Origin of the sequence: Aeromonas sp. Marseille-Q5825, assembly GCF_946892685.1 — a bacterium.
Classification (GTDB): Bacteria; Pseudomonadota; Gammaproteobacteria; order Enterobacterales; family Aeromonadaceae; genus Aeromonas; species Aeromonas rivipollensis.
In genome coordinates, this window is the sequence record NZ_CAMPOU010000009.1 from 53215 (window position 1) to 75000 (window position 21786).

Annotated in this window: 19 protein-coding genes, 1 tRNA gene and 2 rRNA genes (1 of these 22 only partly in view); 4 read left to right on the forward strand and 18 right to left on the reverse strand. The window is 60.8% G+C overall.

The annotated features are described in order from the left end of the window. Positions 1-58 precede the first annotated feature (58 nt). Both rho and trxA read right to left on the reverse strand, forming a co-directional pair. Entirely contained in the window at positions 59-1324 is a 1266-nt protein-coding gene (rho, locus tag OC537_RS20420; RefSeq protein WP_041206691.1) for a transcription termination factor Rho, read from the reverse strand. 206 nt (positions 1325-1530) lie between these two features. After that, positions 1531-1857, reverse strand: coding sequence for a thioredoxin TrxA (gene trxA / locus OC537_RS20425; RefSeq protein ID WP_025328829.1), 327 nt, complete (start codon positions 1855-1857; stop codon positions 1531-1533). A 113-nt stretch (positions 1858-1970) separates the two neighbouring features. On the opposite strand from trxA, the gene rhlB reads away from it, so the two are divergent. From rhlB to OC537_RS20440, 3 genes are read left to right on the forward strand one after another with little or no spacing between them, the layout of a single operon-like run. Further along, positions 1971-3260, forward strand: a complete 1290-nt coding sequence (gene rhlB / locus OC537_RS20430) for an ATP-dependent RNA helicase RhlB (RefSeq protein ID WP_106885407.1) — start codon at positions 1971-1973, stop codon at positions 3258-3260. A 13-nt stretch (positions 3261-3273) separates the two neighbouring features. Beyond that, the gene (gene gppA / locus OC537_RS20435; protein WP_111913021.1) at positions 3274-4764 is read left to right on the forward strand and encodes a guanosine-5'-triphosphate,3'-diphosphate diphosphatase; all 1491 of its coding nucleotides are present in this window, start codon (positions 3274-3276) and stop codon (positions 4762-4764) included. 30 nt (positions 4765-4794) lie between these two features. Beyond that, a complete protein-coding gene (locus OC537_RS20440) occupies positions 4795-5049 on the forward strand; it encodes a Rho-binding antiterminator (protein WP_262114015.1) in 255 nt (84 codons plus the stop codon). 68 nt (positions 5050-5117) lie between these two features. Here OC537_RS20440 and OC537_RS20445 read toward each other — a convergent pair whose 3' ends face one another. The 13 genes from OC537_RS20445 to OC537_RS20505 form a co-directional block, all read right to left on the reverse strand. Continuing rightward, positions 5118-5879 (reverse strand): class I SAM-dependent methyltransferase, encoded by a 762-nt coding sequence (locus OC537_RS20445; RefSeq protein WP_410050485.1) that lies wholly within the window; start codon positions 5877-5879, stop codon positions 5118-5120. Positions 5880-5930: 51 nt separating this feature from the next. Next, positions 5931-8495 (reverse strand): putative bifunctional diguanylate cyclase/phosphodiesterase, encoded by a 2565-nt coding sequence (locus OC537_RS20450; protein ID WP_262114017.1) that lies wholly within the window; start codon positions 8493-8495, stop codon positions 5931-5933. A gap of 276 nt (positions 8496-8771) precedes the next feature. Next, positions 8772-10814 carry an oligopeptidase A gene (prlC, locus tag OC537_RS20455; RefSeq protein ID WP_262114019.1) on the reverse strand — a complete coding sequence of 681 codons (2043 nt, stop codon included), beginning with the start codon at positions 10812-10814 and terminating at the stop codon, positions 8772-8774. A gap of 221 nt (positions 10815-11035) precedes the next feature. After that, positions 11036-12055, reverse strand: coding sequence for a porphobilinogen synthase (gene hemB / locus OC537_RS20460; RefSeq protein WP_262114021.1), 1020 nt, complete (start codon positions 12053-12055; stop codon positions 11036-11038). Between the two features lie 3 nt (positions 12056-12058). Beyond that, a complete protein-coding gene (locus tag OC537_RS20465; protein ID WP_262114022.1) occupies positions 12059-12844 on the reverse strand; it encodes a TatD family hydrolase in 786 nt (261 codons plus the stop codon). 111 nt (positions 12845-12955) lie between these two features. Next, on the reverse strand, positions 12956-13711 hold the full coding sequence (gene tatC / locus OC537_RS20470; protein ID WP_139744615.1) for a twin-arginine translocase subunit TatC: 756 nt from the start codon (positions 13709-13711) through the stop codon (positions 12956-12958). After that, on the reverse strand, positions 13708-14160 hold the full coding sequence (gene tatB, locus OC537_RS20475) for a Sec-independent protein translocase protein TatB (RefSeq protein WP_262114025.1): 453 nt from the start codon (positions 14158-14160) through the stop codon (positions 13708-13710). The genes tatC and tatB overlap by 4 nt, the downstream gene beginning before the upstream one ends. 3 nt (positions 14161-14163) lie before the next feature. Next, the gene (gene tatA / locus OC537_RS20480) at positions 14164-14412 is read right to left on the reverse strand and encodes a Sec-independent protein translocase subunit TatA (RefSeq protein WP_025328841.1); all 249 of its coding nucleotides are present in this window, start codon (positions 14410-14412) and stop codon (positions 14164-14166) included. Between the two features lie 40 nt (positions 14413-14452). After that, entirely contained in the window at positions 14453-16093 is a 1641-nt protein-coding gene (gene ubiB, locus OC537_RS20485; RefSeq protein ID WP_139438510.1) for a ubiquinone biosynthesis regulatory protein kinase UbiB, read from the reverse strand. Beyond that, the gene (locus OC537_RS20490) at positions 16093-16701 is read right to left on the reverse strand and encodes an SCP2 domain-containing protein (RefSeq protein ID WP_262114030.1); all 609 of its coding nucleotides are present in this window, start codon (positions 16699-16701) and stop codon (positions 16093-16095) included. The genes ubiB and OC537_RS20490 overlap by 1 nt, the downstream gene beginning before the upstream one ends. A gap of 8 nt (positions 16702-16709) precedes the next feature. Further along, a complete protein-coding gene (gene ubiE / locus OC537_RS20495; RefSeq protein ID WP_106885398.1) occupies positions 16710-17462 on the reverse strand; it encodes a bifunctional demethylmenaquinone methyltransferase/2-methoxy-6-polyprenyl-1,4-benzoquinol methylase UbiE in 753 nt (250 codons plus the stop codon). A gap of 65 nt (positions 17463-17527) precedes the next feature. Further along, a complete protein-coding gene (crcB, locus tag OC537_RS20500) occupies positions 17528-17905 on the reverse strand; it encodes a fluoride efflux transporter CrcB (RefSeq protein WP_106885397.1) in 378 nt (125 codons plus the stop codon). An 89-nt stretch (positions 17906-17994) separates the two neighbouring features. Continuing rightward, positions 17995-19260, reverse strand: a complete 1266-nt coding sequence (locus tag OC537_RS20505; protein ID WP_262114033.1) for a cytosine deaminase — start codon at positions 19258-19260, stop codon at positions 17995-17997. 135 nt (positions 19261-19395) lie between these two features. Between OC537_RS20505 and OC537_RS20510 the strand changes: the two genes are divergently transcribed. Next, entirely contained in the window at positions 19396-19605 is a 210-nt protein-coding gene (locus OC537_RS20510; protein ID WP_408782494.1) for a hypothetical protein, read from the forward strand. 48 nt (positions 19606-19653) lie between these two features. On the opposite strand, the gene OC537_RS20515 is transcribed toward OC537_RS20510, so the two are convergent. From OC537_RS20515 to OC537_RS20525, 3 genes are all read right to left on the reverse strand, one after another. Further along, positions 19654-19729 (reverse strand) — tRNA-Thr (locus OC537_RS20515). 106 nt (positions 19730-19835) lie between these two features. Continuing rightward, positions 19836-19950 (reverse strand): 5S ribosomal RNA (gene rrf / locus OC537_RS20520). A gap of 124 nt (positions 19951-20074) precedes the next feature. Then, positions 20075-21786 (reverse strand): 23S ribosomal RNA (locus OC537_RS20525); it runs 1178 nt beyond the window's last position.

Below are 21786 nucleotides of genomic sequence, written 5' to 3' on the forward strand. Positions count from 1 at the left end.
TGAAATAGATAAACAAAAACCGCGACCTGGGCCGCGGTTCTGTCATTCCAAGATGCAGTTACTTCTGCTGACGCTTCATGGAGTCGAAGAACTCGTCATTGGTCTTGGTGGCTGCCAGCTTGTCGATGAGGAACTCGATGCTGTCGATCTCGCCCATGGGGTGAATGATCTTGCGCAGTATCCACATCTTCTGCAGCTCGTCCGGCGCAGTCAGCAGCTCTTCCTTGCGGGTGCCGGAGCGGGTGATGTCGATGGCCGGGTAGACACGCTTCTCGGCAATCTTGCGCGAGAGGTGCAGTTCCATGTTGCCGGTACCCTTGAACTCTTCGTAGATGACTTCATCCATCTTGGAGCCGGTGTCGACCAGCGCGGTCGCGATGATGGTCAGGCTGCCGCCTTCCTCAACGTTGCGGGCGGCACCGAAGAAGCGCTTGGGCCTGTGCAGGGCGTTGGCATCCACACCACCGGTCAGTACCTTGCCGGATGAGGGGATGACGGTGTTGTAGGCACGGGCCAGACGGGTAATGGAGTCCAGCAGGATGACCACATCCTTCTTGTGTTCGACCAGGCGCTTGGCCTTCTCGATCACCATGTCGGCAACCTGAACGTGGCGCGAAGCAGGTTCGTCGAAGGTGGAGGCGATCACTTCACCCTTCACCATGCGCTGCATCTCGGTCACTTCTTCGGGACGCTCGTCGATGAGCAGCACGATCAGTTCACAGTCCGGGTGGTTGTAGGCGATGCTCTGGGCGATGTTCTGCAGCAGCATTGTCTTACCGGCCTTGGGCGGCGCCACGATCAGGCCACGCTGGCCTTTACCTATGGGGGCAGCCAGGTCCAGCACACGGGCTGTGATGTCTTCGGTCGAGCCGTTGCCGCGCTCCATGCGCAGACGCTCGTTGGCGTGCAGCGGGGTCAGGTTCTCGAACAGGATCTTGTTGCGGACGTTTTCCGGGCGGTCGTAGTTGACCTCGTTGACCTTGAGCAGCGCGAAATAACGTTCGCCCTCTTTCGGTGGCCGGATCTTGCCGGAAACGGTATCGCCGGTTCGCAGGTTGAAACGGCGGATCTGGCTCGGGGAGACGTAGATATCGTCCGGGCCGGCCAGATAGGAGCCGTCTGCACTGCGCAGGAAGCCAAAGCCGTCGGTCAGGATTTCCAGCACACCGTCGCCAAAGATATCCTCGCCACCCTTGGCGTGCGCCTTGAGGATCGCGAAGATGATGTCTTTCTTGTGCGCCCGAGCCAGATTTTCCAACCCCATGGATTCGCCAAGCTGTACCAGCTCAGACACAGGAGTGTTCTTTAGTTCAGTCAGATTCATAGTGGTGAAAGTCTGTAAGCAAGGATTGAAATGAGGAGACAGTCTGCTGGATTGATGCTGATCGGATTTGACTTGCCAGGCTGCTGTTAAGCAAGGAGTCAGGCAAAAAGGTTAGCAAACGAGCGATAAACTAGCACCAATCGGGATGAGCGTCTAGGTGATAAAACACAAGGAGCGCATTATTGCAATGCGCTCCTTCTTGATTATTACAGGTTACCGTCCAGGAACTCTTTCAGCTGAGTCTTGGACAGGGCGCCGACCTTGGTCGCTGCCACTTCGCCATTCTTGAACAGCAAGAGGGTCGGGATACCGCGAATGCCATACTTGGGCGGAGTGTCGGCGTTATGATCGATGTTCAATTTCGCCACTGTCACGCGACCGGCATATTCTTGGGCGACTTCGTTCAGGATCGGGGCAATCATCTTGCACGGACCGCACCATTCAGCCCAGAAATCGACCAGAACGGGGCTGTCGGCTTTGATTACATCGGCCTCGAAGCTGGCATCGCTCAGCTGAACAATCTTGTCACTCATCTCCAACTCCAGTCAGTAATTAAGGCTTTATTGATGGTTCAACAAAGGCAATAGTTGCCCTATTTGAAATGATCCTGTTTATTATTGCAAGCCTAACCTGATAACCTACCGCCATGAGCAAAACACATCTAACGACCGAAAAATTCGCCCAAATGGGCCTCGAACCCGAAGTTCTGGCTGGTCTGGAATCAAAGGGATTTCACTATTGTACGCCCATCCAGGCACTGTCTCTGCCGCTGCTGGTAGAAGGCCATGACCTCGCCGGTCAGGCCCAGACGGGGACCGGCAAGACCCTTGCCTTCCTGGCCGCGACCTTCAACTATTTATTGACCCATCCCCTGACCAGGCCGCGCCTCGTCAACCAGCCCCGCGCCATCATCATGGCCCCGACCCGGGAGCTGGCGGTCCAGATCTACAACGATGCAGAAGGCATGTCTGCCTCCACCGGGCTCAAGCTCGGTCTCGCCTATGGTGGCGAAGGCTATGACAAGCAGCTGGCCGTGCTGGAACAGGGTGTCGACATCCTGATCGGAACCACAGGCCGCATCATCGACTACTTCAAGTCCAAGGTGATCGATCTGGGCAACATCCAGGTCGTGGTGCTGGATGAAGCGGATCGCATGTTCGATCTCGGCTTCATCAAGGACATCCGCTTCCTGTTCCGCCGCATGCCCCCCGCCACCGAGCGTCTGAGCATGCTGTTCTCCGCCACCCTCTCCCTGCGGGTGCAGGAGCTGGCCTACGAGCACATGAACCACCCGGAACACGTGCAGATAGAGCCGGAACAGATGACGGGCGTGCGCATCAAGGAGGAGCTGTTCTACCCCTCCAACGAAGACAAGATGCTGCTGTTGCTCTCCCTGATGGAAGAGGAGTGGCCGGAAAAGGCCATCGTCTTCGCCAACACCAAGCATGTCTGCGAAGACGTGCATGCGTGGCTGGAGAACGACGGCCACCGCGTCGGCCTGCTGACCGGTGACGTGCCGCAGAAGAAGCGGATGAAGATCCTGGAAGACTTCACCAAGGGCACCCTAGACATCCTGGTCGCCACCGACGTGGCCGCCCGTGGTCTGCACATCCCCGACGTGACCCACGTCTTCAACTACGACCTGCCCGACGATGCCGAAGACTATGTACACCGTATCGGTCGTACCGGTCGTGCCGGCAAGAGCGGTCACTCCATCAGCCTGGCCTGTGAAGACTATGCCTTCAACCTGCCGGCCATCGAGGAGTACATCCACCACGCCATCCCGGTCAGCAAGTACGATCGCGACTCCCTGCTGGATGATGTGACAGCCCCGAAACGGGTGTTCCGCAATCGTCAGCCGGTGAACCGCAACATGCGGGATCGCCAGGGTGGTGGCAACAGCAACAACCGCCGCCGTCCGCCACGCAAGAACTAAGGGACTGGCCCAGTTGCACAACTCGCCGCTCTATGCCGCCATCGACCTCGGCTCCAACAGCTTTCACATGCTGGTGGTGCGCGAGGTCGCCGGTGCCCTGCGCACCGTCACCAAGGTCAAGCGCAAGGTTCGCCTCGCCGCCGGTCTCGATCCGGAATTTCGTCTCAGCCGTGCCGCCATGGAGCGGGGCTGGGACTGCCTGCGTCTGTTCTCCGAGCAGTTGCAGGACATTCCGTCCGACAACATCCGGGTTGTGGGTACCGCCACCTTGCGCCTCGCCACCAACGTCGACGAGTTCCTGAGCGAAGCGGAACGGGTGCTCAACCACAGCATCGAGATCATCTCGGGCGAGGAAGAGGCCAAGACCATCTACGAGGGGGTCTCCTGGACCTCCGCCGGGGAAGGCAACCGCCTGGTGATCGACATCGGCGGCGCCAGCACAGAGCTGGTGATAGGCGAACACAGCGAAGCCAAACTGCTCAACAGCCTGCACATGGGCTGCGTCACCTGGCTCAACAATCACTTCGGTGACGGCGAGCTCTCCGAGGCCCGTTTCCAGCAGGCCATTGCCGCCGCCAAGACGGTACTGGAGAAGGTGGCGGAAGATTACCGCGCTCTCGGCTGGCGCACCTGCGTCGGCGCCTCCGGCACCGTCCAGGCGCTGCAGGAGATCATGCTGGCGCAAGGGAAGAGCGAGCGGGTCACCCTGCCCAAGCTGCAGGAGCTGATGGGTCAGGCCATCGCCTGCGGCAGGCTGGATCGGCTGCAGCTGGAAGGGTTGGCCGCCGAGCGGCTGACCGTGTTCCCCTCCGGCCTCGCCATCCTGATCGCCATCTTCGAGACCCTGAACATAGAGAGCATGACGCTGGCGGGTGGCGCCCTGCGGGAAGGCCTGATCTACGGCCTGCTCGGCAACAATCACGACTGTGATGCCAGGGACAGAACCGCCGACAGCCTGATCAGCCGCTATCAGCTGGATAAAGAGCACGCCGAGCGGGTGCGCGACACCGCCGTCGAGGCCTTCAACCAGCTGCAACCGGCCTGGCGACTCTCCAAGCGTTACGGCCGCCCCATCCTGCGTTATGCGGCCCTGCTGCACGAGATCGGTCTCTGCATCGAGTACAAGAAGGCGCCGCAACACGCCGCCTACATCATCGACAACATCGACATGCCGGGCTTCACCCCGGCGCAGAAGAAGCTGTTGTCGGCCCTGCTGTTCAACCAGCGGGACGAATTCAAGCTGGACACCCTGGAGAAGCAGGGCGCCGTCACCGGTCGCCAGGCGATCCGGCTGGCCCGCATCCTGCGCATCGCGCTGATCCTCTGCATGCGCCGCACCCAGGGCACGGTGCCCAGCTTCACCCTGCAGGCCGAGGAGGAGTCGCTGACCCTGACCCTGCCCAAGGGGTGGATGGACGAACACTACCTGCGCGCCAGCGAGCTGCGGCTCGAGGTGGAGCGCCAGCAGAAGATGGGCTGGCCCACCCGCGTACAGGAAGCCTGACCTCATCACCTGCCAGTCTGGGAGTCGATCATGCCGGATTACCAACCCATCAGCTGTGACCTCTACGACTGGCTCGAGATAGCCGCCCGCTGGCAACTGCCGGTGACCCTCGCCAGCCACGACGGTCGTCGGTGGGATGACAGGGTCCTCACCATAGAGGCCAGTGACGGCGTCGAGTATCTGCTGCTGGAGAGCGGCGAGCGCCTCAGCCTCGCCGATCTCGCGACCCTGGATCTCGTCTGGCAGGGGGAGGCGCGGCATATCCGCTTCGCACCCGCCCGCTGATCCCAAAGCAAAAAGGAGGGCCAACATATGTTGGCCCTCCTTTTTGCATCCGCGACTCACACCGGCCGTTAACCTGCCACCAGTGCCGCCATCACGTAGACATCGAAGCGGTTACCCTTGGTCTCGATAGCCATGCTGGGTTTATGTTCATTGAGCCAACCAGCATAGGCTGGGCGCTTTACCACCACCCGCTTGTTCGCCATCTTGAGCGCGGCAGGCAGCAGGGCATCCGCATCGAGATCCGGCCCCACCAGGGACTGGAACACCCGCATCTCTTTTTTGACCAGCGCCGACTTCTGCTTGTGGGGGAACATGGGGTCCAGGTAGATGACCTCAGGCCGCTCGCTCAACGCCAGCAGGTTGTCCACCGCCGGCCCCTGCAGCAGTTGCATGCGCTCGCTGACCCAGGGGCCAATCTCGGGATCCTGGGCCGCCCGTGCCAGCCCGTCCTGCAACAGGGCCGCCACCACGGGGCTGCGCTCTATCAGGGTCACCTTGCAGCCGAGGGAGGCCAGCACGAAGGCATCGCGGCCGAGCCCGGCGGTGGCATCCACTACGGTCGGCATGGCCCCGGACTTCAGCCCCACCGCCTTGGCGATGGACTGGCCGCGGCCACCACCGAACTTGCGCCTGTGGGCCACGGCCCCATCCACGAAGTCCACATAAACGCCGCCCAGCTTGGGTTCGTCCAGCTTGCGCAGCTCCAGCCTGGTGTCAGTCAGCACCAGCGCAAAGGGGGCGGGAAACTCCACCTCGGCCAGATGCAGTCGCAGGGCGTCCAGCTCACCATCGCGGGCGGGCACTTCACTGAAAACCTGGATATGGGGCATAACGAAGACTCATGGCGGCACGGAAGCGGGCATGATAGCAGAAGCGGGAGATCAGCTCACTGTGGTCAGATTGGCCAGGTTCATCCCCTGGCGATTGAGGGTCAGGTATTCCACCAGATCGTCATAGGGCAGCGGGCGGCTGAGCAGATAGCCCTGGGTGAAGGCACAACCCTTCTGACAGAGGAAGTTGAGCTGCTCCCGGGTCTCCACCCCCTCGATCACCACCTGCATGCCGAGGTTGTGAACTATGTTGATGATGCCGTCCAGCAGCAGCCTGTCCTGCTCGTTGAAGGGGATGTGGCGCACGAAGGAGCGGTCAATTTTCACCAGATCCACCGGGAAGGTACGCAGGTAGTTCAACGCCGAGTAGCCGGTGCCGAAGTCATCGATGGCCAGCTTGCAGCCCGCCTCGCGCAGGGCATCGATCCGCACCCTGTGCTGATCGCTGCTCTCCATCAACAGGGATTCGGTGATCTCTATGATGATGTCCGCCGGGTCCAGGTCGAAGTGACGGATCACTCGCAGCCACTCGTTCGCCTCGGGATCTATGGTCTGAAACTCCAGGGTGGAGCGGTTGATGGACATCTGCAGATCCGGGAAGCCGGACTGCTGCAGGCGGGCCAGATCCCGGCATGACTGCCAGAGCACCAGAGCCCCCAACCCCTGGATGAGCCCCGCCTCCTCCGCCAGCGGGATGAAGTCCGCCGGCGAGACCTGACCCCAGTGGGGATGATACCAGCGCACCAGGGCCTCCAGCTTGGCGACCCGGCCGCTGCGGTTGTCCCAGATGGGCTGATAGGCCATGGTCAGCTGTGCCAGCTTGATGGCCTCCGCCAGATCCTGCTGCATCTGGTGGCGCTGACTCACCTCTTCCCGCATGGAGGCGCTGTAGGTACCGAGGGAGCGCCCCTGCCGCTTGGCGACGAACAGCGCCTGCTCGGCATTGCGCAGCAGCTCGTCGCTGTCGGCCCCGTCGTTGGGGCAGAGGGTGATGCCTAGGGTCGCGGTCACATAGAGGTGCTGGTTCGCCAGCATGAAGGGACGGGCGAAGCCGCCGATCACCTGCTTGGCGAAGACCTCGGCCTGGCGTCGGTTGACTATGCCGGGCACCAGGAAGGCGAACTCGTCGCCGCCGATGCGGGCCACCAGATCCTCGGTGCGCACCCGGCTCACCAGCCGATCCGACACCTCTCGCAGCAGGGCATCGCCGACATGGTGATCCATGCTGTTGTTGACCGCCTTGAAGTTGTTGAGATCCAGCACCATGAGCGCGAAGCGCTCCCCCCGCTCGCAGAAGCGGGCAAGGCAGCGGCCGAACAACCAGCGGTTCGGCAGCCCGGTGAGGTTGTCGTAGTTGGCCTGGGCGGCGATCTTCTGCTCCGCCAGCTTGGTCTGGGAGAGATCGCTGAAGATGGCGATGTACTGGCTGATCCTGCCCCCTTCCCGCAGGGCGCTGATCATCAGCTGCTGGGGATAGAGCTTGCCGTTCTTGCGCTTGTTCCACACCTCGCCGCGCCAGATCCCCACCCGCTCCAGGGCGTGATACATGTCGGCGTAGAAGGTCTGATCGTGCAGCCCGGACTTGAGCAGGCTGGGGCGCTGGCCGCGGGCCTCCTCCTCGCTGTAGCCGGTGATCTTCTCGAACGCCGGGTTCACCGAGATGATGCGGCTGTCGGCATCGCACACCAGTATGGCCTCGGAGAGGTTGTCATAGACCCTGTGGGAGAGCTTGAGCTGCTCCGCATGGCGCTTCATGGGGTCTATGTTCTCCAGCACCACCATGAGGTAGTCCGGATGCATCTGCTCGTTGCGGATCAGGGTCACAGTCACCCGACCCCACAGCACAGAGCCATCCCGGTGCAGGTAGCGCTTCTCCTGGGTGAAGGCGGGGCGCTCTCCCCGCTTGAGCGCGTCGTAGAGAGGTATGCTGGTCAGCCAGTCGTCGGGGTGGTTGAGCTCGGAAACGGTGAGTCGCAGCAGCTCCTGCTGGCTGTAGCCCAGCATCTTCTCGATGGCCGGGTTGACCCAGAGGATGGTGCCGTTCAGATCGAGCTTGCCGATGCCGACCGGCGCATGGGACATCATGGTGTCCAGGAAGTCGGGGCATTCCGGCTGGGCGGGGAGCGACTGACGCTGCTGCTGATACATCAGGGCCAGTTCACGGCCGGCGAGCGGCGCCAGCAGCCGCAGCAGCCCCATGATCTTGTCCATTCTGGGGGTGGCCCGCTTGAACATGACGCTGCACAGCCCTATGGTCTCACCCTCGGCACTCTTCAGTGCGACGCCGGCATAGCCCCGGACCTGGCAGCGTTCCAGTACGGCCGCATGGGGGAACAGCTCCCGGGTGCGATCGCTGAACCAGGCTTCTCCCTGCTGCATGGCGATCTCCCCCGGGGTATCCGCGAGGGGGAAGCTGTAGGAATTGATGTCGAGAGAGGCGGGATAGGCGGCATGCACGGTGAAGAAGAGCCCGGCCTGATCCTTGCCTGAAACCAGGACGAAGTCAGCCCCGACCGCGTTGGCGATTTCACTCACAAAGGTATCAAAATATCCCTGACCACTCGAATGAGACAGGCTTGAGATGATTTGATAGACAGACTCGAGTGCTCGCCTCATGGCAAGGTTCTTTCTCTCCTTGGAAGGTAGAACCCGACTCTACTGAAGAGGCGGGGCCAGTGCAAACATGCACTCCGCAAGATATTAAAAACCCTTGAAAAAAGGGACCAAAAGGTCCCTTTTTATCTCAAAAATCACGCTGTGATCCCACTATGTCGCAAATCTGTACCTGCATGAAGCTCACGCCGGTGAAGGGCGCTGGGCCTCATGCGGCAATCCCGCTGTGTCGAAGCAAGGCATCCACCTTGGGCTCGCGACCACAGCAGGTGCGGAGCATCATGCGGCAATCCCGCTATGACGTAGCAGCGCATCCACCTTGGGTTCACGGCCGCGGAAGGCACGGAACAGCTCCATCGGCTCCTTGGAGCCCCCCTTCTCCAGAATGTTCTTCAGGAAGGATTGGCCGGTGGCCGGGTTGAAGATCCCCTCCTCCTCGAAGCGGGAGAAGGCATCGGCGGAGAGCACCTCGGCCCACTTGTAGCTGTAGTAGCCCGCCGCATAGCCGCCCGCGAAGATGTGGGAGAAGCTGTGCTGGAAGCGGTTGAACGCCGGTGGAGTCATCACGGCCACCTGGCTGCGCACCTCACTCAGCAACGCCGGGATCTGATCCGGCCTGGCCGGGTCAAACTCCTGGTGCAGGCGGAAGTCGAACAGGGCGAACTCCAGCTGACGCAGCATCTGCATCGCCGCCTGGAAGTTGCGGGCGGTCAGCATCTTCTCCAGCAGATCCGCGGGCAGCGGCTCGCCGGTCTCATGATGACCGGAGATGAAGGCCAACGCCTTGGACTCCCAGCACCAGTTCTCGAGGAACTGGCTCGGCAGCTCCACCGCATCCCAGGCCACGCCGTTGATGCCGGCCACGCCGGCCACATCGATCTGGGTCAGCATGTGGTGAATGCCGTGGCCGAACTCGTGGAACAGAGTGACCACTTCGTTGTGGGTGAACAGGGCCGGCTTGCCATCCACCGGGCCGTTGAAGTTGCAGGTCAGGTAGGCCACCGGCTTTTGCAGCGAGCCATCCTGACGGTAGCGACGGCCGAGGCAGACATCCATCCAGGCACCGCCCTGCTTGTGCTCGCGGGCGTAGAGGTCGAGGTAGAAGCTGCCGCGCAGCTCGTCTTCGGCATCGAAGATGTCGTAGAAGCGCACATCGGGGTGCCAGGTGTCGATGCCGAGGCGCTCGCGCACCTTCATGCCGAATACCCGCTTCACCACCTCGAACAGCCCCTTCACCACCCGGCTGGCGGGGAAGTAGGGACGCAGTTGCTCGTCGGAGATGGAGAACTTGTGCTGCTTGAGCTTCTCGGCGTAGTAGGCGAGATCCCAGGCGGCCAGCTCGCTCTGACCGTGCTGCTCGGCGGCGAAGGCGCGGATCTCCTCCAGCTCGTCCTTGCCTTGCGGCAGGGACTTGGCCGCCAGATCCGTGAGGAAGCTCACCACCTGTTCAGTCTTGTCCGCCATCTTGGTGGCAAGGGACAGCTCGGCGTAGCTGGCAAAGCCCAGCAGCTGGGCCAGCTCGCGGCGCAGGGTGAGCAGCTCGCTCATGATGGCGGAGTTGTCCCACTTGCCGGCGTTGGGGCCCTGGTCGGAGGCGCGGGTGGTGAAGGCCTCATACAGCTCTGCGCGCAGTGCGCGGTTGTCCGAGTACATCATCACCGGCAGGTAAGAAGGAATATCCAGGGTGAACAGCCAGCCCTCTTTGCCTTTGAGTTCAGCCATCTGACGGGCGGCCGCCTGGGCGCTCGCAGGCAGACCGGCCAGTTCGGCCTCGTCGGTCACCAGCTTGCTCCAGCCCTGGGTCGCATCCAGCACGTTGTTGCTGAAGCGGGAGGCCAGCTCGGAGAGGCGGGCCTGAATTTCCCCATAACGCTGCTGCGCCTCGGCGGGCAGACCTATGCCGGAGAGACGGAAGTCGCGCAGGGTATTCTGGATCTCCTTGCGCTGGGCGCCGCTCAGCAGGAGGAAGTCGTCGCTCTCGGAGAGGGCAAGATAGGCCTGATAGAGCCCTTCATGCTGGCCCACATAGGTCTGGAATTCGGAGAGCAGCGGCAGGCAGGCGTCGTGAGCCGCGCGCAGCGCCTCGCTGTTGAGTACGGCGTTGAGGTGGCTGACCGGCGACCAGACTCGGGACAGGCGGTCATTGACCTCTTCCAGCGGGGCTATCAGGCTGTCCCAGGTGTGGGGGTCCCGCTGCGCCAGCACATCCTCAATCTTCTGTTTGCAATCGGCGATGGCCTGCGTCACGGCAGGCTGCACCTGATCGGGCTGGATCTGGCTGAAGGGGGGCAGCGAGTCCATTGTCAGCAAAGGGTTAGTCATCTGCGGTACCTCTAAATGCTCTGCAGCCCCTGCCGTCCAGAAGCTTGCTTGGACCATCTAAGATGTAGGCAGAAACCCCATTTATCAAGCCTTTGCCACCCAGAGCCGGGCCCGCTGCCCAGATTTCGCCAAAAGCTGCTCATTAATGCAGCGATCCGGCATCCAGAGACGACAATGCCGGCCCTGGGGCCGGCATTGTGAAGGGGATGACGCCGCTCGCATCAGCGCCGGGCGTCTTCCTTCAGCCACTGGGCGACCCGCTTGGCGAAGTAGGTGAGTATGCCGTCGGCACCGGCCCGCTTGAAGCAGAGCAGGGACTCCAGGACGCACTCCCGCTCCTTCAGCCAGCCGTTCTGGATCGCCGCCATGTGCATGGCGTACTCGCCGCTCACCTGATAGGCGAAGGTCGGCACCCCGAACTGATCCTTCACCTGACGGATCACATCCAGATAGGGCATGCCCGGCTTGACCATGACGCTGTCAGCCCCTTCGGCGATGTCCAGCGCCACCTCGTGCAGCGCCTCGTTGCCGTTGGCCGGATCCATCTGGTAAGTGGCCTTGTTGCTCTTGCCGAGGTTGGCGGCGGAGCCCACCGCATCGCGGAACGGGCCATAGTAGCTGGAGGCGTACTTGGCGGAGTAGGCCATGATCTGGACGTTGACGAAGCCGTTCTCTTCCAGCGCGGCGCGAATCGCACCGATGCGACCATCCATCATGTCGGACGGCGCCACTATGTCGGCCCCGGCGGCGGCGTGGGAGAGCGCCTGCTTCACCAGGATCTCGGTGGTGATGTCGTTTTGCACATAGCCATCGTCATCTATGATGCCGTCCTGACCATGGGTGGTGAAGGGATCCAGCGCCACGTCTGTGATGACACCCAGCTCAGGGAAGCGGGCCTTGAGGGCACGGGTGGCGCGCTGGGCCAGGCCGTCCGGGTTATAGGCCTCTTCCGCCAGCAGGCTCTTCTGCGCCAGCGGCGTCACCGGGAACAGGGCGATGGCGGGCACGCCCAGCTCAACCAGCTCGGCGGCCTCGATCAGCAGCAGATCGATGGAGAGCCTGTCCACCCCCGGCATGGAAGCGACGGCCTCACGCTGACCCTCCCCCTCCAGCACGAACACCGGATAGATGAGATCGTTGACGGTCAGCTGGTTCTCGCGCACCAGACGACGGCTGAAATCATGTTTGCGCACCCGGCGCAGGCGGCGACCCGGAAAGGCGCCCGGAAGAGTTATGGCCATGAATCACTCCAAAAGAGGAAGTTGGAAAAATGCGGCGGAGGTGGCCCGGGTATGGGCCAGCAAGGCCTCGGGCGCTTCACCACGGCAGGCCGCCACCACCTGGGCGATGTGCGGCAAAAAAGCGGGTTCGTTGCGTTTCGGTCTGGGTTTCAGATCCCGCGGCACCAGATAGGGGGCGTCGGTCTCGATCATCAGCCGACCGGCGGGGATGCGCGCTACCTGCTCGCGCAGCAGCTGGCCACGGCGCTCGTCACAGAGCCAGCCGGTCACCCCTATGTGCAACCCCAGCGCCAGGCACTGGTCCAGCTCCTGGTCGGAGCCGGTGAAGCAGTGCAGCACGGCCCCCGGCAGCCTGGGCAACCAGGGACGGAGGATCTCGATGAAACGGGCATGGGCATCGCGGCAGTGCAGAAACACCGGCATCCCGAGCTCGGCGGCCAGCGCCAGCTGGGCGTCGAACACCGCATCCTGCACCGGACGGGGGGAGAAGTCGCGGTTGTAGTCGAGCCCGCACTCGCCGATGGCCACCACCTGGGGCAGGGCCGCCAGCGTGCGCAGGGCGGGCAGGGTCTGCTCATCCACACTCTTGGCATCGTGGGGATGCACCCCGGCGGTAGAGAAGCAGTAACCGGGCCACTCGGCGGCAAGCTTGGCACTCTCGCGGCTGCCGGCCAGATCGGTACCGGTCAGGATCAGTGCCTCCACCCCGGCGGTACGGGCACGGGCCACCAGGTCGGCCTGTTCGCCGGCAAACTGGGGGCTGGTGAGGTTGAGACCAATGTCGATCATGGGATCAGAGGTTCCGAACAAAAGGAATACATATCAGGTATTTGAAAACCATCTACTCGATGGGGCATCACCATACGCCTCGAACGGATGCATGGAAAGAGGAAGGGAGCCTCAGCTCCCCTCTTCCGGTTGTTCCTGCTCCTCCTCGTCCTCTTTCCTCACATAGAAGCGGGCGAAGAAGAGACCTATCTCCCACAGGGCCCACATGGGGATCGCCAGCAGGGTCTGGGAGAAGACATCGGGCGGGGTCAGCAGCATGCCGACCACGAAGACCCCGACGATGACGTAGGGGCGCTTCTCCCTCAGGCTCTTGGGGGTGGTGACCCCAGTCCAGCAGAGCAGTATGGTGGCCACTGGTATCTCGAACGCCACCCCGAACGCAAAGAACAGGGTCAGCACGAAGTCCAGATAGCTGGCAATGTCGGTCGCCACCGTCACCCCGGCGGGGGCCGTGCTGGTGAAGAAGCCGAACACCAGAGGGAACACCACGTAGTAGGCGAACGCCATGCCGGCATAGAAGAGCACGGCACTGGAGGCCACCAACGGCATGACGAGACGCCGCTCGTGCTGGTACAGGCCGGGGGCGATGAAGGCCCAGGCCTGATAGAGCAGATAGGGGATGGCCACGAAGAAGGAGACCACCAGGGTCAGCTTGATGGGCGTGATGAAGGGGGTCGCCACATCCGTCGCTATCATGCTGGTCCCTTCAGGCAGCTGACTGAGCAGCGGCCGGGCCACGAAATCGTAGATGTCGTTGGAGAAATAGATGAGCGCGACGAACGCCAGCAGGATGGCAGAGATGGAACGCAGCAGACGGGTTCTCAGCTCCACCAGGTGGCTGATAAGGGGTTGCTCGGCCTGACTCATGGCTTCACCTCCCCTTTGCCGGCAGACTCGCTGACCGGCTCGCGCTGACTATTGACCGGCGGCACTTCGCGGGTCAGCTGCACCACAGGTTCCACCGGCGTGGCAGGTTCAACCTGGGCGACGGGCGGGCGGATCTCGTTCTGTGCCTCATGCTGTGGCTGATAGGGACGGTTCACTGACTGGGCCGCCGCCTTCAGCTGCTCGATGGACTCCTGCAGCTCGGGGCTCAGGTTGTTCATCTGCAACTGCTCGGCCTTCTTCAGATCATTGTGCAGCTCTTGCAACTTGAGCTCCTGCTCCAACTCTGTCTTGACCGAGTTGGCGGTACTGCGGATCAGCTTGATCCAGTGGCTGGCGGTACGGATGGCAACCGGCAACCGCTCGGGCCCCAGCACCACCAGAGCGACGACACCGATGACAACCAGCTCCCAAAAACCGATGTCGAACATGGCTTAGGCCTGATCTTTGTCTTTCTGCTTGGCGGTCTCGGCACTGCTGGCCGTCTCGTTAAGCTGCTTGGCCGGAAACTCCGCATCCTTCTGCTCAGGCTTGGCATCGGCCGGATCATCCGACAGCGCCTTCTTGAACCCCTTCACGGCGGCACCCAGATCGCCACCTATGCCGCGCAGCTTCTTGGTACCGAACAGCAGCACGACTATGACTGCGATGATCAACAATTGCCAAATACTGATACCACCCATGACTTTCTCTCCAGGATAGGCGCCTGATGGCGCAGTTTAATTAATGAATGCGGGTCTTCAACCAGCCCAGCAGCCAGCATAACCCGGCGCCGGCGAGACTGATTTGTCCCCACTCAATATGTTGTTTCTGGGTCAGCAAGAATACACCCACCAACAGTAGGCTGGCTCCCACCCCTAAGAGGTAGCGGGCCTGTCCCTGACGGCGGCTGTGCAGGCGAAAATCGGCGAACATCTGTTCGAAGTGGTGTTGCTGATGCCGCGCCTGGCGCAGGGTCTCGTAGACCAGCTCCGGCAGCTCAGGCAGCTTCTCCGCCCAGAAGGGGGCCTTCTCGCGGATCGCATTGAGCACCGCCTTGGGGCCAACCTGCTCGTGCATCCAGCTTTCCAGGTAGGGTTTGGCTGTCTGCCACAGGTCCAGCTGGGGATAGAGCTGGCGCCCCAGCCCTTCCACATAGAGCAGTGTCTTCTGCAGCAACACCAGCTGGGGCTGCACCTGCATGTTGAAGCGACGGGCGGTGTTGAACAGGTTGAGCAGCACGTGACCGAACGAAATTTCGGATAGCGGCTTCTCGAAGATGGGTTCCAGCACGGTGCGGATGGCGAACTCGAACTCGTCCACCTTGGTGTCGGGCGGTACCCAGCCGGACTCCACATGCAGCTGCGCCACCCGTTGATAGTCACGGTTGAAGAAGGCGAGGAAGTTCTCCGCCAGGTAGCGTTTGTCTTCCCGGTTCAGGGTGCCGACTATGCCGCAGTCGATGCCGATCCAGAGCGGATTCTCCGGGTGCTCATAGGAGACGAAGATGTTGCCGGGGTGCATGTCCGCATGGAAGAAGCTGTCACGAAACACCTGGGTGAAGAAGACCTCAACCCCGCGCTCCGCCAGCAGTTTCATGTTGGTGCCGTTGGCCTCCAGCGCGGCTATGTCGGAGACAGGAATGCCGTAGATGCGCTCCATCACCAGTACCTGCTCGCGGCAGTGATCCGTGTAGACCTCGGGCACATAGAGCGCCTCTGAGCCGGTGAAGTTGCGCCTCAGCTGGATGGCGTTGGCCGCTTCTCGCATCAGGTTGAGCTCGTCGAGTATGGTCTTGCGGTACTCCTCCACCACCTCGACGGGGCGCAGCCGCGCGCTCTGGGGCACGAAACGGGCCACCAGACGAGCCAGCGCCTGCATCAGGCGCAGATCGGCCTCGATGACGGGCTCTATGTCGGGACGGATCACCTTGATGACGATCTCCCGGCCATTCTCCTTCAAGCGGGCGGTATGGACCTGGGCAATGGAGGCGGACGCCAGCGGCGTCTCGTCGAAGTCATCAAACAGGGTTTCGATGGGGCAACCCAGGCTTGCCTCTATCTGGCGCCTAGCCTCCTGCCCGCAGAAGGGGGGCACCCTGTCCTGCAGCAGGGCCAGCTCTTCGGCGATGTCTGGCGGCAGCAGATCCCGGCGGGTCGACAGCATCTGGCCGAACTTGATGAAGATGGGGCCCAGGGCCTCGAAGGCGAGGCGAATGCGGGCACCACGGCACAGCTCAGGTTGCTTGTTCTTGAGCCAGAACAGGCTGCGGCGCACCAGGCGTCCGGGCCAGGGCTGATAGCGGGCGGGCACCAGCTCGTCGATGCCCTGCTCCAGCAGGATGCTGACGATGCGATAGAGGCGTTTGAACTCCTTGGGGGTCATCAGCTCACCTGTTGCTCGAGGCGGGCCAGCCGCAACTCGACCGCTTTCATGTGCTGTGCCAGCACCTCGACATCGTCGTTGAAACTGGTCACTTCCAGGGGGCCTGGGGCGAGGCGGGCCTCCTCGGTGAGGTACTCGGCCAGCTGACGCTGGGAGCGGCACAGCTCGCGGCCTACCACGCGACGGGCCTGACGGGCGCCGCCACACAGGGTATGAGCCAGCACGTCGCCGGTATAGCGCGACAGCTCCTCTTCCCAGTCGATGTCCAGCTCCCCCAGCAAAGCGCTGAAGGCCTGCACCAGTTGGGGATCGCCGCTCAAGTCCAGCTTCTCCTCGCGGATATAGCGAGTCAGGGCTGAAGGATCCTTCAGCAGGCCGATCGCCGTCAGCGACAGGCTCAGCACGGCGTCTGGCTCCCCTTCATAGCGGGCCAGCACGTCCAGCCGACGCTCGGAGAAGACAAACCAGAGCGGCTTGAGCTCACGCAGCTCCAGCTTGAGCACCTTGCCCGCGAGCTTGCGCAGCCGCACCGGGCTCTGCTTGTCGAGTGCCAGCAACTGGTTGAGGCTGGTTTCGATCACCGCTGTGACCATGGCATCCATCGGCATAGGCGACCTTAAAACTTGTAACCACGGTGCAGGGCGACCACACCCTGAGTCAGGTTGTAGAACTCCACCTGCTCGAAGCCGACCTGCTCCATCATGCCAGCCAGGGTCTGCTGATCCGGGTGCATGCGAATGGATTCCGCCAGGTACTTGTAGCTTTCACCGTCGTTCGCGACGATTTCGCCCATTTTCGGCAGCAGTTTGAAGGAGTAGAGATCGTAGAGCTTGGCGATCACCTCGCTGGCGGGTTTGGAGAACTCCAGCACCAGCAGGCGACCACCCGGCTTGAGCACCCGGAACATGGAGGCCAGCGCCTTGTCCTTGTCGGTCACGTTGCGCAGGCCGAAGCCTATGGTGATGACATCGAAGTGATTGTCCGGGAAGGGCAGAGCCTCGGCATTGGCCTGCACGTAGGAGACGTTGTTCGCCACCCCCAGGTTGCGCAGCTTGTCGCGGCCCACTTTCAGCATGGAATCGTTGATGTCCGCCAGCACCACCTGACCTGTCTCGCCGACGATGCGGGAGAACTTGGCGGTCAGATCGCCGGTACCACCGGCCAGATCCAGCACCTTCTGGCCTTTGCGCACGCCGGAGCAATCGATGGTGAAGCGCTTCCACAGGCGATGAATGCCGAACGACATCAGATCGTTCATCAGATCATACTTGGCCGCCACCGAATGAAAGACGCCAGCCACCAGAGTTTCCTTCTCGGTCGCCGCCACGGTTTTATAGCCAAAATGCGTAGTATTAGTCTGTTCCGACATCCCTCAAACACCCATAGAGCAAAGAATGGCCGCCAGTTTACCAGAGCCAGTGAGCTGCTGACACCTTAAACCCGGCTGGCAACCAACTGCATCCCCAGCATGACCATGGCCAGACAGAGGAAGAGATTGAGGCCTATGTTGAGCAGCGCCTTCAGATAGGCCCCGTGTTGAGCCAGCACCACAGTATCCAGGGCAAAAGAAGAGAAGGTGGTCAGGGCACCCAATATACCCACCATCAGGAGTGGCTTGAGCGGATGCTCGGCCACATGCCCGTGCAGAATGAGGGCATAGGCCACCCCCATGATGAAGGAGCCCACCACGTTGACCACCAGGGTGCCATAGGGGAAGTGGCGCCCCAGCAGCAGCGCCATCAACTCGGCGATACCAAAACGAAGGCAGGCGCCGATGGCACCACCGGCCGCGACAAATAACCAGGTTTGCATGGGGAGGCTCCATAAGTGTCAGGCCGACATTATGCAAAATGCCGGCAAGCGGGGATAGCGGGGCAATTAATCTACGGGGATGAGCCGCCTCATCGGCGAAAATCCACCGGCTCTATCTGATCCAGATGCAGGGCGGTCTGCGCTGGCCGGGTCTCGGCAATCACGCGGCCATGGCGGATGGAGTAGCGTACCGGTACCTGACGACGCACCGCATCGAAGCCGTTCTCGGCGGGCAGGATCAGCAGGTTGGCCGGTTTTCCCACCTCGATGCCGTAACGATCCTGCACGTTCAGGGTACGGGCGCTGTGGCTGCTGATCAGCTTCAAGCCGTCGTTGATCTGCTCGTAGCCCATGATCTGGCAGACATGCAGCCCCATGTGCAGCACCTGCAACATGTTGGCCGTCCCCATGGGATACCAGGGATCGAACACATCGTCGTGGCCGAAGCAGACGTTGATGTTCGCTTCCAGCATCTCCTTGACCCGGGTGATGCCACGGCGCTTGGGGTAGGTATCGAAGCGCCCCTGCAGGTGAATGTTCACCAGCGGATTGGCGACGAAGTTGATGTCCGCCATCTTGAGCAGGCGGAACAGGCGAGAGGCATAGGCCCCGTTGTAGGAGTGCATGGCGGTGGTGTGGCTGGCGGTCACCCGGTGGCCGATACCTCGCTCGTAGGCCAGGGTCGCCAGGGTCTCGATGAAGCGGGACTGCTCGTCATCGATCTCGTCACAGTGCACATCCACCAAAACCTGATATTTCTCGGCAAGATCGAAGACATAATGCAGACTTTCGACCCCATATTCCCTAGTGAACTCGAAATGGGGAATGGCGCCTATCACGTCGGCTCCCAGCCTGAGTGCCTCTTCCAGCAAGGCCTTGCCGTTGGGATAGGAGAGGATCCCCTCCTGCGGGAAGGCGACGATCTGCAGCTCGACCCACTCCTTCATCTCCTCCCGCACCTCCAGCATAGCTTTCAGGGCCACCAGGTTGGGGTCGGAGACATCTACATGGGTACGAACGAACTGGATGCCGTTGGCGATCTGCCACTTCAGCGTCTGTATGGCCCGGCGCTTCACATCCTCATGAGTCAACAGCGCCTTGCGTTCGGCCCAGCGCTCTATCCCCTCGAACAGGGTACCGGAGAGGTTCCAGCTCGGCTCACCGGCGGTCTGGGTGGTATCGAGGTGAATATGAGGCTCGATAAAGGGGGCCATCGCCATCCCCTCCTCCCCATCCAGTTCCCGGGTAGAGAGGAGGATCTGGCTCATGGGGGCTATGGTTCTGATCAGGCCATCCTGACACAGGATCTGCCACAACCCCTCCCTGCCACTCAGATGCACATTCTTTATCAACATGTTCCTTTCCCCTTCGAGACGCTGGTTGCCTTTGCCAATCCACAACTTAGCTCGGATCAATTTAATAGAAAAGCATTCACACAGAATGCATATGGGGCTGACATCATTGAAGAACAGTAAGAATAAAGAGAGTGGATGGGGATGAAAGCAGGATTGACCGAGATCGGCAGTGCAGGCTTGTTTCACGAATATCTGCAGACGCTGGGCATCAACAAGCCCCCATTGACCGAGATAGACGAACAGTGGGAGTACAAGCGAAACGAACGGCTGGTCGCAGCCATTCGGATAGAGGCTTCCGGGCAGGCCCGCTTCTATCTCGATGCCAGACAGATCTCGATGAACTGAATGGTAAAAACAAAAAAGCCTCCCTTTTCAGGGAGGCTTTCGTTTTCATGGTGCTGATACCCAGAGTCGAACTGGGGACCTCATCCTTACCAAGGATGCGCTCTACCAACTGAGCCATATCAGCACACTAACCGGTAAAGAACACACTGTGTGCGCTATCTAAATCTTCTGTCCAACACAACCTGACGTTGTATCGCGACCAACCACATCGCTGTGATTGCTTAATTGAAGCCTGGCAGTGTCCTACTCTCGCATGGCGAATGCCACACTACCATCGGCGCTACCGCGTTTCACTTCTGAGTTCGGCATGGGATCAGGTGGTTCCACGGCGCTATGGCCGCCAGGCAAAAAACTTCATCCGGAAAGCTGACGTGAATAACGACTTGGCCTTAATGGCTCGTCGCTATCACTGAATTAGTTAGTAGTTCACGCACTTGCTACAAGGCCAGAAACACTTCTTGGGTGTTGTATGGTTAAGCCTCACGGGTAATTAGTATGGGTTAGCTCAACACGTCGCCGCGCTTACACACCCCACCTATCAACGTTGTGGTCTCCAACGGCCCTTTAGGACCCTCAAGGGGTCAGGGATGACTCATCTCAGGGCTCGCTTCCCGCTTAGATGCTTTCAGCGGTTATCGATTCCGAACTTAGCTACCGGGCAGTGCCACTGGCGTGACAACCCGAACACCAGAGGTTCGTTCACTCCGGTCCTCTCGTACTAGGAGCAACTCCCTTCAATCATCCAACGCCCACGGCAGATAGGGACCGAACTGTCTCACGACGTTCTGAACCCAGCTCGCGTACCACTTTAAATGGCGAACAGCCATACCCTTGGGACCGACTTCAGCCCCAGGATGTGATGAGCCGACATCGAGGTGCCAAACACCGCCGTCGATATGAACTCTTGGGCGGTATCAGCCTGTTATCCCCGGAGTACCTTTTATCCGTTGAGCGATGGCCCTTCCATTCAGAACCACCGGATCACTATGACCTACTTTCGTACCTGCTCGACCTGTCCGTCTCGCAGTTAAGCTGGCTTATGCCATTGCACTAACCTCCTGATGTCCGACCAGGATTAGCCAACCTTCGTGCTCCTCCGTTACTCTTTGGGAGGAGACCGCCCCAGTCAAACTACCCACCAGGCACTGTCCGCGAGCCCGATTCAGGGCCCTGCGTTAGAACATCAAACATACAAGGGTGGTATTTCAAGGACGGCTCCAGCGCAACTGGCGTCACGCCTTCAAAGCCTCCCACCTATCCTACACATGTAGGTTCAATGTTCAGTGCCAAGCTGTAGTAAAGGTTCACGGGGTCTTTCCGTCTAGCCGCGGGTACACCGCATCTTCACGGCGAATTCGATTTCACTGAGTCTCGGGTGGAGACAGCATGGCCATGGTTACACCATTCGTGCAGGTCGGAACTTACCCGACAAGGAATTTCGCTACCTTAGGACCGTTATAGTTACGGCCGCCGTTTACCGGGGCTTCGATCAAGAGCTTCGCTTGCGCTAACCCCATCAATTAACCTTCCGGCACCGGGCAGGTGTCACACCCTATACGTCCACTTTCGTGTTTGCAGAGTGCTGTGTTTTTGATAAACAGTCCCAGCCATCTGGTCACTGCGACTCCCAACTGCTCCATCCGCAAGGGACTTCACTGTCAAGAGCGAACCTTCTCCCGAAGTTACGGTTCTATTTTGCCTAGTTCCTTCACCCGAGTTCTCTCAAGCGCCTTGGTATTCTCTACCCGACCACCTGTGTCGGTTTGGGGTACGATGACTTGTAATCTGAAGCTTAGAGGCTTTTCCTGGAAGCAGGGCATCAATGGCTTCACCACCGTAGTGGCTTCGTCTCGTGTCTCAGTGTTGTGTCTCCGGATTTGCCTAGAAACACCACCTACGCACTTTCACCAGGACAACCGTCGCCTGGCCCACCTAGCCTTCTCCGTCCCCCCATCGCAATTACAAGTCGTGCAGGAATATTAACCTGCTTCCCATCGATTACGCCTTTCGGCCTCACCTTAGGGGTCGACTCACCCTGCCCCGATTAACGTTGGACAGGAACCCTTGGTCTTCCGGCGAGGAGGCTTTTCACCCCCTTTATCGTTACTTACGTCAGCATTCGCACTTCTGATATCTCCAGCATGCCTCTCGACACACCTTCGCAGACTTACAGAACGCTCC

Excerpts from the sequence above, each read along its gene's own strand:
- rho (WP_041206691.1), bottom strand. The coding sequence starts at position 1,324 with ATGAATCTGACTGAACTAAAGAACACTCCTGTGTCTGAGCTGGTACAG.
- trxA (WP_025328829.1), bottom strand. The coding sequence starts at position 1,857 with ATGAGTGACAAGATTGTTCAGCTGAGCGATGCCAGCTTCGAGGCCGAT.
- rhlB (WP_106885407.1), top strand. The coding sequence starts at position 1,971 with ATGAGCAAAACACATCTAACGACCGAAAAATTCGCCCAAATGGGCCTC.
- OC537_RS20440 (WP_262114015.1), top strand. The coding sequence starts at position 4,795 with ATGCCGGATTACCAACCCATCAGCTGTGACCTCTACGACTGGCTCGAG.
- OC537_RS20445 (WP_410050485.1), bottom strand. The coding sequence starts at position 5,879 with ATGCCCCATATCCAGGTTTTCAGTGAAGTGCCCGCCCGCGATGGTGAG.
- OC537_RS20450 (WP_262114017.1), bottom strand. The coding sequence starts at position 8,495 with ATGAGGCGAGCACTCGAGTCTGTCTATCAAATCATCTCAAGCCTGTCT.
- prlC (WP_262114019.1), bottom strand. The coding sequence starts at position 10,814 with ATGACTAACCCTTTGCTGACAATGGACTCGCTGCCCCCCTTCAGCCAG.
- hemB (WP_262114021.1), bottom strand. The coding sequence starts at position 12,055 with ATGGCCATAACTCTTCCGGGCGCCTTTCCGGGTCGCCGCCTGCGCCGG.
- OC537_RS20465 (WP_262114022.1), bottom strand. The coding sequence starts at position 12,844 with ATGATCGACATTGGTCTCAACCTCACCAGCCCCCAGTTTGCCGGCGAA.
- tatC (WP_139744615.1), bottom strand. The coding sequence starts at position 13,711 with ATGAGTCAGGCCGAGCAACCCCTTATCAGCCACCTGGTGGAGCTGAGA.
- tatB (WP_262114025.1), bottom strand. The coding sequence starts at position 14,160 with ATGTTCGACATCGGTTTTTGGGAGCTGGTTGTCATCGGTGTCGTCGCT.
- tatA (WP_025328841.1), bottom strand. The coding sequence starts at position 14,412 with ATGGGTGGTATCAGTATTTGGCAATTGTTGATCATCGCAGTCATAGTC.
- ubiB (WP_139438510.1), bottom strand. The coding sequence starts at position 16,093 with ATGACCCCCAAGGAGTTCAAACGCCTCTATCGCATCGTCAGCATCCTG.
- OC537_RS20490 (WP_262114030.1), bottom strand. The coding sequence starts at position 16,701 with ATGCCGATGGATGCCATGGTCACAGCGGTGATCGAAACCAGCCTCAAC.
- ubiE (WP_106885398.1), bottom strand. The coding sequence starts at position 17,462 with ATGTCGGAACAGACTAATACTACGCATTTTGGCTATAAAACCGTGGCG.
- crcB (WP_106885397.1), bottom strand. The coding sequence starts at position 17,905 with ATGCAAACCTGGTTATTTGTCGCGGCCGGTGGTGCCATCGGCGCCTGC.
- OC537_RS20505 (WP_262114033.1), bottom strand. The coding sequence starts at position 19,260 with ATGTTGATAAAGAATGTGCATCTGAGTGGCAGGGAGGGGTTGTGGCAG.
- OC537_RS20510 (WP_408782494.1), top strand. The coding sequence starts at position 19,396 with ATGGGGATGAAAGCAGGATTGACCGAGATCGGCAGTGCAGGCTTGTTT.